General features: G+C 71.6%; 9 protein-coding genes. 5 read left to right on the top strand and 4 right to left on the bottom strand.

Annotation, left to right across the window (positions count from 1 at the left end; all coding sequences use genetic code 11):
- Positions 1–28: 28 nt before the first annotated feature.
- Positions 29–1519 carry an FAD-binding oxidoreductase gene (locus ACLJQM_RS28480; RefSeq protein WP_410633425.1) on the bottom strand — a complete coding sequence of 497 codons (1491 nt, stop codon included), beginning with the start codon at positions 1517–1519 and terminating at the stop codon, positions 29–31.
- 213 nt (positions 1520–1732) lie between these two features.
- Here ACLJQM_RS28480 and ACLJQM_RS28475 point away from each other — a divergent pair, with 213 nt between their 5' ends.
- The 5 genes from ACLJQM_RS28475 to ACLJQM_RS28455 are packed head-to-tail and all read left to right on the top strand — an operon-like array spanning position 1733 to position 9858.
- Positions 1733–2524, top strand: a complete 792-nt coding sequence (locus ACLJQM_RS28475; protein WP_360776211.1) for a hypothetical protein — start codon at positions 1733–1735, stop codon at positions 2522–2524.
- A gap of 37 nt (positions 2525–2561) precedes the next feature.
- Positions 2562–3989 (top strand): methyltransferase, encoded by a 1428-nt coding sequence (locus ACLJQM_RS28470; RefSeq protein ID WP_410633424.1) that lies wholly within the window; start codon positions 2562–2564, stop codon positions 3987–3989.
- Positions 3976–6846 (top strand): condensation domain-containing protein, encoded by a 2871-nt coding sequence (locus tag ACLJQM_RS28465; protein WP_410633423.1) that lies wholly within the window; start codon positions 3976–3978, stop codon positions 6844–6846. The genes ACLJQM_RS28470 and ACLJQM_RS28465 overlap by 14 nt, the downstream gene beginning before the upstream one ends.
- Positions 6843–8618 (top strand): non-ribosomal peptide synthetase, encoded by a 1776-nt coding sequence (locus tag ACLJQM_RS28460; RefSeq protein WP_410633422.1) that lies wholly within the window; start codon positions 6843–6845, stop codon positions 8616–8618. Before ACLJQM_RS28465 ends, ACLJQM_RS28460 begins: the two co-directional genes overlap by 4 nt.
- Positions 8619–8628: 10 nt before the next feature.
- Positions 8629–9858: a cytochrome P450 gene (locus ACLJQM_RS28455; protein WP_410633421.1), complete on the top strand. Its 1230-nt coding sequence runs from the start codon at positions 8629–8631 to the stop codon at positions 9856–9858.
- Between the two features lie 528 nt (positions 9859–10386).
- Here the strand turns inward: ACLJQM_RS28455 and ACLJQM_RS28450 are convergent.
- The 3 genes from ACLJQM_RS28450 to ACLJQM_RS28440 form a co-directional block, all read right to left on the bottom strand.
- Positions 10387–11610, bottom strand: coding sequence for a DUF222 domain-containing protein (locus ACLJQM_RS28450; protein WP_410633420.1), 1224 nt, complete (start codon positions 11608–11610; stop codon positions 10387–10389).
- A 193-nt stretch (positions 11611–11803) separates the two neighbouring features.
- The gene (locus ACLJQM_RS28445) at positions 11804–14188 is read right to left on the bottom strand and encodes a beta-glucosidase family protein (RefSeq protein WP_410633419.1); all 2385 of its coding nucleotides are present in this window, start codon (positions 14186–14188) and stop codon (positions 11804–11806) included.
- Positions 14189–14367: 179 nt separating this feature from the next.
- Positions 14368–14676 carry a hypothetical protein gene (locus ACLJQM_RS28440; protein ID WP_247020460.1) on the bottom strand — a complete coding sequence of 103 codons (309 nt, stop codon included), beginning with the start codon at positions 14674–14676 and terminating at the stop codon, positions 14368–14370.
- Between the last annotated feature and the right edge of the window lie 16 nt (positions 14677–14692).

Below are 14692 nucleotides of genomic sequence, written 5' to 3'. Positions count from 1 at the left end.
TGTACCTCCGGGGTCGGGCGTCCGGCTCTCAAGGAAGACGCACGGAAAACGGGTTCCGGAACACGTCGCCCGGGTCCCAGCGCGCCTTGACCCGCTGCAGCCGCGGGTAGTTGTGCTGGTGGTAGAGCTCGTGCCAGGCCAGCCCGGAGCGGTTCCACCGCTCGTCCTGGACGTCGAAGTCCGGGTTGTTCACGTAGGAGCCGTTGGTGCGCTCGTCCGGCACCGGCACCCCGCCGGTCCCCGCGTAGACGTCCGCGTAGAACTCGCGCAGCCACGCCAGGTGCGCCTCGGGCTGTTCGGAGGCGTCCCAGTGCGTCGAGTAGACGAGCTTGAGGATCGAGTCGCGCTGCGCGATCGCGGTGTCGGCCGGCGAAAGGGCGTTCATCTGCCCGCCGCAGCCGACGAACATCACACCGGCGCGGTGGTTGCCGTAGTCCTCGCGCAGCAGGTGCCGGTAGATCTTGCCGGCCTGCTCGTCGGTGCAGCGCTTGCGCAGGTCGGCCGCCTTGATCTTGAAGCTCAGCGTGTGGTCGCCGCTGTCGGCGATGCCGCCCCACGACGTCGAGTGCAGCCACGGCAGCTCCTGGCGGCCGCTCAGCGCCGGGGCGACGCCGAGGTCGCGGCGGATCGCGGCCACGTAGTCGTCGAGCAGGCCGGCCGCGTTCGGGAGGGAGCTGTCGATCTGGGTCGACATGGCGACGAACTGCGAAGCGCGCGTGCCGCACCAGAGGCCGCTGTAGAGGTCGTCGTAGGGCGAACCGGGCGCGCTGTTGCGCTCGTACCAGTCGCCGTGGTTGCGCAGCAGGCGGGTGAACGCGGCTTCGTCGAGCATGTCCCAGACCCAGACGTCCTGCTGCACCAGCAGCCGCGCGGGCGGGGTGGGGAGCAGTGCGCTCGGGGCGCCGGTCACGCCGGGGATCCGCAGCCAGTAGCGCGTGACCACGCCGAAGTTGCCGCCACCGCCGCCGGTGTGGGCCCACCAGAGGTCGTGGTTCTCGTCGTCGGGGTCGCGGGTCGCGACCACCGCGCGGGCGGTGCCGTCGGCGTCCACCACGACGACCTCGACCGCGTACAGGTGGTCGGAGACGTAGCCGAACTTCCGCGACAGCGGGCCGTACCCGCCGCCCGCGATGTGCCCGCCGAGGCCGACGCTCGGGCAGGAGCCGGCCGGGATGGTGACACCCCAGCGCTTGTACAGCGTCCGGTAGGCCTGGCCCACGGTCGCGCCCGGCTCGACGGCGAAGGCGTCGCGCCCGGGGTCGAAGTCGATGCGGTTGAGCTCGGAAAGGTCGATGACCACCTGGACGTCCGCGGCGCCGACCATCGCCTCGACGCAGTGGCCGCCGCTGCGGACCGCGATCCGCCTGCCCTCGCGGACGGCGGTGCCGACCGCGGCCACGACCTCTTCGGTGGAGGTCGCCACGCAGACGTAATCGGGTTTGCCGACCCAGCGCTGGTTCACCCCGCGCACGAGATCGGCATACCGGGCGTCGTCCGGCAGAACCGTTACCGCACCCATCGATCGCCCTCATTCCCGAGTTTATCCAACCTCGCCGAACACTACGGCGACGCCGCTGACCGCTCCAACCCCTAACCCCCCGAAACCGCTGCTCACCAGCCTCTTGCTTAGGGGCGCGCTAGGGGTTACCGGCCCGATCGGCCGCTGCTAACTTCAACGTGCGGAAATCTTTATTCTGCCGGACTGCGCTAGTTAAAGACAGGGCGGGAAATCGTGGCCGAACTCCATTCATGGCACCCGATCGACGAGCAGTCGGACGACAAGGAAGTAATCATCACGGTTGATTTCACGGTCACCGGGCGACCGGAGGCGGGGTTCGCCGAGCTCGCGACCCACCTCGAGACGCCCTACGGCGTGTGGGAGAGCCTGCCGCCCGCCGTCGGCGACGAAACCGGCATGAACGGCGACGACTACCTCGACCGGTGGACCACCGAGCTGCGGGCCAGCGGCGTCGAGGTCAAGGCGGTGTTCGGCTACTGCGCGTCCAGCGTGTTCGCGCTGGCCATCGCCGACCGGATCGCGACCTGGCAGGACAAGCCGCGGGTCGTGCTGTTCGACCCGACCGCCGCGACCGGGTTCACCGTGCTCCACTACGGCTTCTTCCGCGTGGTGGACGCCCTCGCGGCCGTGCTCACCGACGACGAGGTCCGCGACGCGCACGCCGCCGGCGAGACCGCGCAGCAGACCCACGACGACCTCGAGACGCTCACGAAGGAGTTCGTGCGCATCTACCGCGAGGTCGGCGGCACCGCCTTCGAGCGCGTCGGCCTGGAAGCCGACCGCGCCGAGGAGCTGGTCTCGTGGTTCAGCAGCTACATGACCTACCTCGTGGCGGCCTCGCAGCTGACCGTCCCCGCCGACCTGGCCGGCGTCGACGTGATCCGCTCGGCCGAACTGCCCGGCGCGCTGGAGATCGGCGCGCGCGAAGTCCGCTTCGACATCGACCACTCCGGCCTGCTCAGCCAGCCGGAGGTCGCGCAGGCCGTCCGCGGCCTGCTCGTCTGATCGCCCCCCTTCTTCCGGAAATCCAGCAGGAGAGCTGATGCCGACGTCACCGACCGGTCTGGGCACCGGCACGGAAAGCCAAGCCGAAGCCGCGCTCGCCGGGCACCCCGGGATCGCGCGCGCCCGCGTGACCCGCGAACCCGGCACCGGGCGGCTCGTCGCCCACGTCGTGCCGCGGGACCCGGTCGCCGAGGACGGCGACGACCGCAAGCGCGTCGACGAGTGGCAGCTGATCTACGAATGGGTCTACGGCGAACTCCCCGAGTCCGGGGGGCTCGGGGAGAACTTCGTGGGCTGGCACAGCACCTACACCGGGCTGCCGATCGAGCTCGCGCAGATGCGGGAGTGGCGGGACGCGACCGTCGAGCGGATCACGTCGCTGCGGCCCCGCCGGGTGCTGGAGATCGGCGTCGGCACCGGCCTGCTGATGGCCAAGCTCGCGCCGTCGTGCGAGGAGTACGTGGCGACGGACTTCTCCGCCACCGTGGTCGAGACGCTCACCGGCCAGGTCGCCCAAGACCCCGCACTGGCCCACGTGACGCTGCACAACCGCGAGGCCAACGACTTCTCCGGCCTGCCGGACCAGCACTTCGACACCGTGGTGATCAACTCGGTCATCCAGTACTTCCCGGACATCGGCTACCTCGCGGACGTGCTGCGGCAGGCGGCCGCGCTGCTCGCGCCCGGCGGCGCGGTGTTCGTCGGCGACGTGCGGAACCTGCGGCTGCTGCGGGCGTTCCGGACCGCGGTGCTGGCCGACGAGCTCGCCGCCGCGCCCGAGTCGGCCCGGCAGATCGTCGAGAACAGCGTGCTGGAGGAGAAGGAACTGCTCGTCGACCCGGACTTCTTCCCGGCGCTGGCCGCCACGCTGCCCGGGATCGCGGCGGCGGACGTCCGGCTCAAGCGGGCCCACCACCACAACGAGCTCAGCCGGCACCGCTACGACGCCGTGCTGCGCAAGGACCCCGCCGAGACCGTCGAGCCGGCGCTGACCGCGGCCTGGGACCCGGGCGCGCTGGAGACGCTGCTCAGCGACGTCCGGCCGCCGTCCGCGCGGATCACCGGCGTGCCGAACGGCCGGGTCGCGCGCGAGCTGGCCGAGCTGGCGAAGCTCGACACCGGCCGCACCCCCGCCGCGGTCACCGCGCCGGACCCCGAAGACCTCCACGAGATCGGCAAGCGCCGCGGCTACCAGGCCGCGGTGACCTGGTCCGCCGAGGGCCCGGGCCTGGTCGACGTCGTCTACGTCCGGGCCGGCGAGCCGGTGCTCGTGCCCGGCTCGGCCGCCACGCCCGGGCTGCCCTTCACCGCCTACGCGAACGCGCCTTCGCGGGCCGCCAAGACGAGCACGTTCGTCGCCGAGCTGCGCGCGTACCTCGCCGCGCGGCTGCCCGCCGAAGCGATCCCGCACGCCTTCACCACCGTCGAAGACCTCCCCGAAGGGACCGGACATGCCGACCACTGAGGGCGCGCGGATCCCCGCGACCCGCAAGGAAGAAGGCCTCTGGCTGCTGGAGCGGCTGGTCCCCGGCGAAGGCGTGAACAACGTCCCGGGCGTCGCGCTGCGGGTGGCGGGCCGGCTCGACCGGGCCGTGCTGCAGGAAGCCGTCACGCGGCTGGTGCGCCGGTACGACGCGCTGCGGACCGTCTTCCACGCCGACGACACCCGGCTGACGAAGGAGGTGCTGCCGTCCTTCCCGCTCCGCCTGGAGGGCGAGGACAGCACCGACGTCGACGCCGGGCTGCGCGAGCTGATCACGCGGCCGTTCACGCTCGACGGCACGCCGCTGCTGCGCGTCGGCCTCTACCACGGCCCGGAGCACGACTCCGTCGGCGTGGCCGTGCACCACCTGATCTTCGACGGCACCTCGATGTCGATCTTCCTGGAGGAGCTGGCGGCCGCGTACGACGCCGTGCTCGCCGGAGACCTCCCCGACGCGAGCGAGCCCGTCCCGCTGTGGCCGGAGTCCGAGCCGAAGCCGGCGAGTCTCGCCTTCTGGCGCGAGCACCTGCGCGACTTCGACGCGAGCGGCCTCGAACTGTGGTGCGGCGGCCAGGAAAGCGCCCAGCCGACCCTGCGCGGCGAGCAGCTGGTCCGCGCGTTCTCGCCCGAAGCGAAGGACGTCGTCACCGCGCTGCAGAAGGACCTCAAGGCCCCCGACGTCGTCCTGCTGCTGGCCGCCTACTACCTGCTGCTGCACGCCCACGGTGCCGGCCCCGACCTCGCCGTCGGCTTCCCGGTGAACGTGCGCAGCCAGCAGGCCCAGCGCGCGATCGGCTACCACGTCAACATCGTCCCGCTGCGCGTGCGCATCGACCCGGCCGAGACGTTCCGGACGTTCAGCCGCCGCGTGCGCGACCTGTTCTTCGAGGCGATCGCGCACGCGGACGTGCCGATGGACGTCCTGCTGCCCGAGGTCGAGCGCGCCGATTCCTCCTGGCGCACCACGATGTTCCGGCACGTGTTCAACTACCTGCCCTTCGGCGGGCGGGCGGCCACGAGCATCGGCGGCGCGCCCGCCGAAGTCGCCGAAATCGACCCGGGGCACAGCAAGTTCGACCTCGAGTTCGTCATCCTGCCCTCGGCCGGCGAGAGCCGCGTCAAGGCGGTGTACGGCGCCGAAGTGCTCGGTGGCGACGACGTCGGCCTGCTGCTGGAGCGCTACGACGCCCTGCTCGTCGCGGCCGCGGGTGCGCCGGACCGGCCGCTGGGCGAGCTGGACTCGTGGGGCGCCACCGACCGCCGGGTGCTGGACGCGCCCGCGAAACCGGCGTCGCCGGACACCGTGCTCACCGCGATCGCCCGCACCGCCGGGGAAAACCCCGGCGCGCCCGCCCTCGTCACCGACGACGGCACCACGTCCTACCGCGAACTCTGGCGGGCCGCTTCGGCCGTCACGACCCTGCTGGCCGACGCCGGGACAGCGCCGGGCGACCTGGTCGCCGTGGTCGCCCCGCGCGGGCGCGAACTCGCGGCCGCGGTGCTCGGCGGCTGGCTGGCCGGCGCCACCGTGACCACGGCCGACCCGGGCCAGGCCGACGTCCTCGAGGTCGTGTCGGGCGCGAAGCTGGTGCTGGGCGCGGCGGAAACCGCGCCGCACGCCTCGATCCCGTGGCGGCCGATCTCGTACGCGGTCACCGTCGCCGTCGAGCCGGACGCCGGGGCCGTTTCCCCGGACAGCGCGGCACTGATCGGCGTGACCCACCGCGAACTCGCCGCGGCCGCCCGGCACAGCGCCGCGCTCGTGCCGCCGGGGCGCCCGGTGCTGTGGCTGACCTCCCCGGCCACCGGCGCCGCCGTCGCCGAACTGCTGCTGGCCCTGACCACCGGCGCCCCGCTGGTCGTGGCGCCCGACGCCGCCCGCACCGACGGCCGGCTGCTCGCCGGCCTCCTCACCCGCCACGACGCCGGCGTCGTGCACGCCACCCCCGCCGTCTGGTCCCGCGTGGTCGAGCACCTCGGCGAAGCCGCCGGCGGCCGGACCGCGCTGATCGGCGCCGAACCCGCGCCCGCCCCGCTCGTCCGCACGCTGCGCGCGCTGGAAGCCGACGTCCACACCGTGTTCTCCGGCGCCGGACGCTGGGTGCTCGGCGACGGCATGCCGGTCGCGGGCCTCGAAGCCGACGTCGTCGCCCCGGACGGGCGGCGGCTGCCGCTGGGCGTGCGCGGAGAGCTCCGGCTGGCCGGGACCGCCACCGGCGTGCTCGCGCACTGGCGCACCGACGGGTCCCTGCACGTCCACGGCCCGCGCGAACGCCAGCTGTTCCTCGGCGGCACCCGCGTCGACCTGGCGACGGTGGAGGACGCGCTGACCGCGTACACCGACGTCGTCGCGGCGGCCGTCACCGCCCGGGTCACCGACGAGGGGACCGAGCTGGTCGCCGTGGTGCACGCGCCGGACAAGCCGCAGCTGGCCGCCGACCTGGCGCGGCACGCCGAGACGGCGCTGCCGCCGCGGGCACGCCCGGCCTGGTACCTGCGGGTCGACGCGCTGCCCGAGACCGCCGGGCACGAGGTGGACCGGGCGGCGGTCGCCGAACTGGCCGCCACCGCCGGGCCGCCGGCCGAAGTGCCCGCCGAGGTCGTCCCGGACGCCACGACGGCCGCCGTCATGGCGATGTTCGCGACCCTGCTCAAGCGCAACGACGTCACCGAGGACACGAACTTCTTCGCCAGTGGCGGGCATTCGCTGCTGGCCGCCCAGCTCGTCCAGTCGATCCAGAAGAAGACCGGGGTCCGGCTGAAGCTGTCCGCCGCCTTCTCCCACCCGACGCCGGCCGCGCTGGCGGAGCTGATCACCGAACGCGGGAGCACCCGATGACGACGTCCTTCAACCCGGCGCCCCGCCCGTTCGAGCGGGCCGAGACCATGCACGGCCTGTTCGAGTGGTGCGCGGACCGCTGGCCGGCCCGCACCGCGCTGCACCACCGGGGCCGCGACATCACCTACCGGGAGCTGGCGGAGACCGCCGACGCGTACGCGGCCGAGCTGCAGGCGCGCGGGGTCGGGCGCGGCTCGATCGTGCCGGTGCTGCTGCCCCGCTCCCCCGAGCTGTTCGCGACGCTGCTGGCCGTGCTCAAGTGCGGTGCCGCCTACGCGGCCCTGGACCTGCGCTGGCCGCGGACCCGGCTCGCGGAGCTGATCGAGCACCTCGGCGGCCCGGTGGTGGCCGCCGAGCGCGGGGCCGACTGGCCGTCGGCCTGGTCACCGCCGGCCCAGCCGATCCTCGGCGCCCGCCCGGCCGCGGTCGACGTCGGCGCGGACGACGCGTGCGCCGTGTTCTTCACCTCCGGGACCACCGGGACGCCGAAGGGCGTGGTGACCGCGCACCGGGGCAACGTGCGCCTCTTCGACGACTGGCTGTTCACGCCGCTGGACTCCGGCGCGGTGATGCCGCAGGCGCTCGCGGCGACGTGGGACGCCTTCGGCCTCGACTCGTGGGGCGTGCTGTTCAACGGCGGCACCCTGGTACTGCTGGAGGACACCCTCGAGCTGGCGACGAAACTGCGTGACCTGGTCGCGATCCACGGCGTCACCACGATCTTCCCGCCCACCGCGGTGTTCCACAGCATGGTCGACAACGACCTCGACGCGTTCGCCGGCCTGCGGGCCGTCGGCACCGGCGGCGAGAAGCTCTCGGCCCGGCACGCGGCCCGGTTCCTCGAGGCGTACCCGGACATCCCGCTGTACAACATGTACGGCCCGGTCGAGTCGAGCGTGGCGGCCACCTGCCACCGCGTCCGGCCCGAGGACTGCACCTCGCCGGATTCGGTCCCGCTCGGCCTGCCGTTCCCCAACACCCAGGCGTACATCCTCGACGGCGACCGGTTGTGCGACGTCGGCGAGAGCGGCGAGATCTGCCTGGGTGGCAAGGGGCTGGCGCTCGGGTACTTCGAGGACCCTTCGCTGACCGCGCGCAAGTTCGTCGAGCTCGCCCTGCCGTCCGGCCCGGAACGCGTCTACCGCACCGGTGACCTCGGGCGCTGGACCGCCGGCGGGCTGCTGCACTTCGAAGGCCGCGCGGACCGCCAGGTCAAGATCCGCGGCCACCGCATCGAACTCGACGACGTCGAGCACAACGCCGGGCGCGTACCGGGTGTCGGCGCGTGCGCGGTCGTGCCGGTGACCGGGGCCGACGGCGCGTACGAGGACCTGTGCCTGTTCTACGCCGGTTCCGGCGAAGCCCCGGGTGAGGAAGAACTGCGCACCCGGCTGGCCGAGCGGCTGCCCGGCTACCTGGTGCCGGCTCTGGTGCAGCGCCTGGAGCGGCTGCCCGTGCTGGAGGACCGGAAGCTGGACCGGCGGGCGCTGGCCGAGCTGGCGGCGAGCCGCCGGATCGCCTCGGTCGCCCCGGTGGCCGAGTCCCTTTCGGACACCGAAGCCGCGGTGGCGGGCTTCCTGCGCGAGATCATCGGCGTGCCCTCGATCGCCAGCGACGTCTCGTTCTTCCGGCAGGGCGGCAACTCGCTGTCCGCCGCCCAGCTGTGCTCCCGGATCAGCCGGGACCTCGGCGTCAAGCTGCGGATCTCCCAGGTGTTCGAAGCCCCGACCGTGCGCGGTGTCGCCGGGCTGATCACCGCCGGAAAGGCGTAGGAGGAAAGCGATGCCGGTCCAGACGGCCGAGGACATGACCACCCAGATGCGGGTGCTGTGGACCCTCGGCGAACTCGGCGATCCCCTGGCGCTGCTGCTGCGCGGCCCGGAGGATCCCTACCCGCTCTACGAAAAGATCCGCGCGAAGGGTCCGCTGCACCGCAGCGAGCTCGGCGCGTGGACGACGGTCGACCACGCGACGGCCACGAAGGTGCTGCGCGACCGGCGGTTCGGCGTGCTCAAGTCCGACGGCAAGCCGATCAGCCCGGTCATCACGTCGTTCGACAACTCGATGCTCGGGGCCGACGGCGCCGACCACGCGCGGCTGCGCAAGCTGGCCACGCCGTTCCTGAGCCCCAAGGCGATCCTCGGGTTCCGCGACAAGCTGACGGCGATCTGCCACGAGCTGCTCGACCGGGTCGACACGAGCCGGGAGTTCGACCTGATGGCGACGTTCGCCGACCTCATCCCGGTCACGGTCGTGGCGACCATCTTCGACATCCCCGAGCCGTTCCTGAGCAGGTACCTGGAGCACGGCCCGAAGTTCGGCACGATCTTCGACGAGATCACGTCGGCGGAGCACATCGCGGGCGTGCAGCGGTCGCTGGACGAGCTGGACGCGCTGTTCACCGAGCTGATGGAGATGCGCCTGGCCCACCCGGGCGACGACGCGGTCAGCAAGCTCCTCACGGCCCGCGCCGAGGACCGGCTCACGACGCACGAGCTGGTGTCGATGTGCCAGCTGCTGACGCTGGCGGGCGCGGAGTCGACGGTCAACCTGATCGGCATCGGCGTCAAGACGATGCTGGAACAGCGGGACCAGTGGGACAAGCTGGTGGCCGACCCCGACCTGGCCCCGCAGGCGGCGCAGGAGTCCCTGCGGTTCGAGGCCCCGGTCCAGCAGTCCAGCCGCGTGTCCACAGTGGACGTCGAGGTCGGGGACACGGTGATCCCGGCCGACACGGCGGTGGTGATCCTGACGGCGGGCTGCAACCGCGACCCCGCCGTGTGGGCCCGTCCCGACGTTTTCGACATCACCCGCCCGACCACCCCGGACAACCTGTCCTTCTCGGGCGGCTCCCACTACTGCCTGGGCGCGCCGCTGGCGCGGCTGGAGGCGGACGTGGCGTTCCGGGTCCTGGCAACGCGCTTGCCGAACCTGCGTCAGACGGGCCCGGCCGACCGCCGGCGCTCGGCGATCATCCGAGGCCTCCGCCACCTACCGGTGACGAACGGCTGACGATCCTTTTCCGGACGGCCGACACCCGAACCAGGGTGCCGGCCGTCCGTGCGTGCTCGGTCCGCGGCTGGGTCGTGAGTCTTGATCGGGGTAAGGATGTGGCCGGCTGGGTGATAGGCCTCGTCGGCGGCGGTGAGCGCGCCGGCGATGTCGAGGTCGCGGGCGGCGGAAAGGTCGTTGCGGGAGCGGGGCAGCACCGCCGAGGCCCACATGGGGAGGCCGTCCGGGGTGGCCAGGAGTTCGCGCCGAATGTGCGGTGTTGCCCGAGTACCACAGATGCACTGTGGCGCCGCGGTCGCCGCGACCCGGTCACAGGCGAGCAGGCTGCCGTCCAGGATGACGTGGGTGTCCCCGTGGCCTGCCGTCGGCGAGGACGTGGTGCAGGTCCGAGGCTCGGGCGGACCACTTGCCAGTAGGGGTCAACGCACGCAGGACACCGGTGACGAGCCAGACCAGAGTAGGCCGTGCGGGGGCGTGGGTGTAGGCCCGTAGCCGGTTGGCTGCGGGCCTTTCCCGTGTTCAGTTCGTTCAGGCTGCGAACGGTAAGGGCTGATGCAGGTTGTTGCGCCTGGGTTTTCGGCGTTTGTCCAGGAACCCCGGCGGCAGGAACTCCGGCAGCCCGTCTGTGGCGATGCGGACCTGCCAACCGGACCGATGCAACAACCTATGGTGGTGAGCACACAACAACACCAGGTTGGCCAAGTCGGTCAGGCCACCCTCGGCCCAATGACGGACATGGTGGCCCTGGCAGTGCCGGGGCGGGCGGTGACACCCGGGGAAGGCGCAGCCACGGTCGCGCAGGAACAGGGCCCGGCGCAGGCCCGGGGAGATCAGGCGACGGGCCCGGCCCAGATCCAGGGGTTCATTGTGGGCGCCGAGCACGGCGGGGATCAGCTTGCAGTCGCAGGCATGAATCCGCGCCTCGGCCGCCGACATCGAACCGGTGTCGCCCAGGGTCGCCTGCCCGAGACCGGATTTCAGGTCCGCCAGGGACACCGCGACCAGGACATGGGCACGTTCCCCCGCCTGCATCGGCAGATCCCGGGAATCGAGAGCCAGATCCACCGCGTCGGAAAAGGCGTCGCCGTAGCGTTCCTGCGGGGACCGCCAGTCCGGGCCGTCGTCAGCGTGCCGGCGTTCGGCCAACGCATCGAGCAGGGCACTGGCGCGGGTACCGGTCTCGTCGTCGAACCGACCGGACAGTTCCCAGAAACCAGTTCGTTTACGGCGCAACGAGAGTTCCCGGGCAGGGGTGGCAGGCTCGGTGTCCTCGGGCTCGGCACCATCGGGATCGAGGTGGGCCAGGATCCGCGCGCCCAGGGCAGCGACCTGCTTGTGCCCGGCGTCGGCGGCGAAGGCCAGCAGATCACGTTCGGCGGCATCGCGGTGCTCGGCGGGAATCCGGGCCACGGCCTCGACGATGGTGTCGATCATCGGCGCGCTCAGCAAACCGTCACAGGCGGCGACACCGGTGGCGGGAGCCAGAGCGGCGGCGCCATCGAGACTGTGGCTGGGGTGGAGAGCCTGGGCTCGGGCGAAGGTACGCTCGGCAGCAGACTTGGGAACATCGGCAAGGTGCTCGTACAACCGCGCAGTAGAACGGTACCCGAACAACTCCATGACACCACGGGATTCGATTTCCACCAGCAGCGCACCAATTTCCGCCTCGGCAGACCGCACGACGGTGAGCAGCGAAACGATGCGGTCGGCCAAGGCCTCCGCGTCCGCTTGCCACACCGCTTCTCTTTCCACACAACAAGATTACCGACCATCGACCAGATGTTCATCACTAGATAAGGTGACGATGATCGTTGCGTGGGGAATCGGCGCTGCCGATCACCACAAAAAGCCAACCACCGGAGCGCCGATTTCCCACGCCCCGGCGAAGCCGCATCTTTGAAGCCGGCCGGTGCCCCGCGAAGGAGCACCGGCCGTCCGATCAGCGTCAGTTCACCGCGACCTGCGTGCCCAGCGGCAGCGACGCCGAAGACGAACCCGCCTTCACCGACCGCGTCCCGCCTCCCCGCTTCCACGCCTTCGCCGCCGAGTCCCAGTAGCTCAGCTGGCGCGGGTCCACGTGGATCGTCAACGTCCGGTACGCGCCCGCCGTCAACGTCACCTTCGCGTAGCCGCCCAGCGCCGTCGGGGCCTGCGGGGCCGTCACCTGCGGGCTCGGGCCGAGGAACACCTGGGCCACCTCGGTTCCCGTCCGGGTCCCCGTGTTCCGCACCGTCACCTTCACGTCCAGACCACCGTCCGACGCGTTCGTGGCCGTCAGGCCGCTGTAGGCGAACGACGTGTACGAAAGGCCGTAGCCGAACGGGAAGAGCGGGGTCACCTTCTTGTCCGCGTACCAGCGGTAGCCGACGTCGACGCCCTCCGTGTACTTCACCTGGCCGTCCTGGCCCGGGTACAGGCCGGCTTCGCCGCTGACGAGCGTGTGGGCCTCGTCCACCGGGAACGTCTGGGTCAGCTTGCCCTGCGGGTTGGCGTCGCCGTACAGCAGCGCCGTCGTCGCTTCCGCGCCCTTCTGGCCCGGGTACCACATCTCCAGCACCGCGGCCGTCTTCGCCAGCCACGGCATCTTCACCGCGGACGCCGTGTTGAGGACGACCACCGTGCGCGGGTTGGCCGTGGCGACCGCGTCGATCAGCTCGTCCTGGTAGCCCGGCAGCGACAGGTCCGGGCGGTCGAGGCCCTCGGAACTGTCGTCGTAGGCGAACACGATCGGCGTCGTGGCCAGCTTGGCCGCCGCCACCGCCTCGGCGATCTTGGCCGTGGCCGCGACCGGGGTGAGCCAGTGCAGGTTCACCTGCAGCGGCTTGACGAAGTCCGCGAAGCCGTAGAGCAGCAGCGAGTGCTGGCCCGCGGTCAGGTGCACGGTGATGCCGGTGTAGCCGGTCGCGATGGAGTCGCCGAACAGGCCGCTCGCGGCGCCGTCCACCTGGAGGAAGCCGCCACCGCCGGTGGCCTGCAGCTGGATGCTGTAGTCGCCCTCGACCGGCGCGGTGATCGTGCCGTTGTAGAACACGCCTTCCGCGCCGGCGGGCAGCCCGCCGCCCTGGGTGTAGGCCGGGGACAGCGCGTTCGCCGGGACGACCTCGCCCGCCGGGTCGTAGCCCGTGGTGTAGGTCGTGGTGCTGCCCGCGCGCTTCTTGATGACGTCCAGCGGGGTGGCCGGCGTGGCCGACGGGAGCACGTGGGAGCTGCCGCCGCCGTTGAGCTTCGGCGTCTTCGCGTTGTAGCCGATCACCGCGACCTTGCCCGACTTCGCGGTGCTCAGCGGCAGCGCCGCCTTCTCGTTGCGCAGCAGGACCGCGCCGGCCTGGGCGACGTCCTGCGCGGTCGCCGTCAGGCCGGACAGGTCGCGCGCCGGGCGCGCCGGGTTGTCGAGCAGGTGGAACCGGTCCAGCTGGCCGAGGATGCGCGCGACCGCGGTGTCCAAAGCGGACTGCGGGATCTTGCCTTCGCTGATCGCGGTCTTGAGCTGGTCGCCGAAGTACGTGCCGTCCGGCATCTCCTGGTCGAGGCCCTTGGGCAGGGACTCGGGCGTCAGCGACATCCGCCAGTCCGACATCACCCAGCCCTTGAACGCCAGCTGCTCCCGCAGGATCCCGGTCAGCAGGTCGCCGTTCGCGCACGCGGACGGCCCGTTGAGGTTGTTGTACGAGCACATCACCGCGCCGGCGCCGGCCTTCACCGCCGCCTCGAACCCGGGCAGCTCGACCTCGTGCAGCGTCTGGTCGTCCATCTGGACGTTGATCGTCTGCCGGTCGTTCTCCTGGTTGTTGCCGGCGAGGTGCTTGACCACCGGGATGGTGCCCTGGCCCGCGATGCCCTTGACCTCCGCCGCGGCGATCCGCGACGTCAGCAGCGGGTCCTCGCTGAAGGTCTCGAAGTTGCGCCCGCCGTACGGGATCCGGATGGTGTTCACCATCGGCGACAGCAGCACGTCGGTGCCCAGCGCCCGGGCTTCGCGGCCGACGCCGGCGCCGTAGCGGGTGGCGAGCGACTCGTCGAAGCTGGACGCGAGCGAAACCGGCGCCGGCATGACGACCGACGGCTTGTCGACGCGCACCCCGGCGGAGCCGTCCGCCAGCCGCAGCGACGGGATGCCGAGGCGCGGCACACCGGGCACGTACCCCGCTTCGCCGACGCTGTTCGGGTCCGTGCCGCCGTGCACCAGGGAAAGCTTCTCGTCGAGGGTCAGCTCGCCGACGAGGCTCCGCACCCTCGGCGAGAACTTCGCGGCCGGATCGGCCGCGGCGCCGGCCGCCGCCAGACCGGACGTCAGGAGTACGCCGGCCAGGACGACCGCCGCCGTGCGCAACCGTGGCCGCGCACGAAGAAGATCATTACGCATAGTCACCCCAGAAACCCGCGAAAGGGTCGCCCCCACCGCATGTTGGTCCAATTGACGACCAACCTAGGTGACTACAGCACGGACCGTAACCCCTGTCTTGACCAGGGCCTTCACCGGTTCAGAGCGGCCGCGAGACGAACTCCCGGCTAATTCCGGGTGACGTCCAAGCTGGCTTCGCCGCCGCGGATCTCCCCGAGGTGCAGGTGGTACCCGAGGAAATTGATGTCGACCCCCTGGAACAGCGAGACGCTGATCCCGTTCGACAGGAAGGTCACGGAATTGTTGTCGACCTTCTGCACTTCCAGTTCCTGCCCGCCGAGGTCGACCTTGCCACCGCTGACGAGGTTGAAATGGCACGACCGATCCGCACAGCCCAGATCGATCAAATGGTCGCACCCGGCCACCGAAAAAGAAGTGACGAGAGCGAACAGGCACACCACGATCCCACGACGCATTTCGATCCCCCGATAT

Origin of the sequence: Amycolatopsis sp. cmx-4-83, assembly GCF_046548815.1 — a bacterium.
Taxonomy (GTDB): Bacteria; Actinomycetota; Actinomycetes; order Mycobacteriales; family Pseudonocardiaceae; genus Amycolatopsis; species Amycolatopsis pretoriensis_A.
Note: the sequence above shows the minus strand (reverse complement) of the source record. Positions and strands in the feature narration are given on the sequence as shown.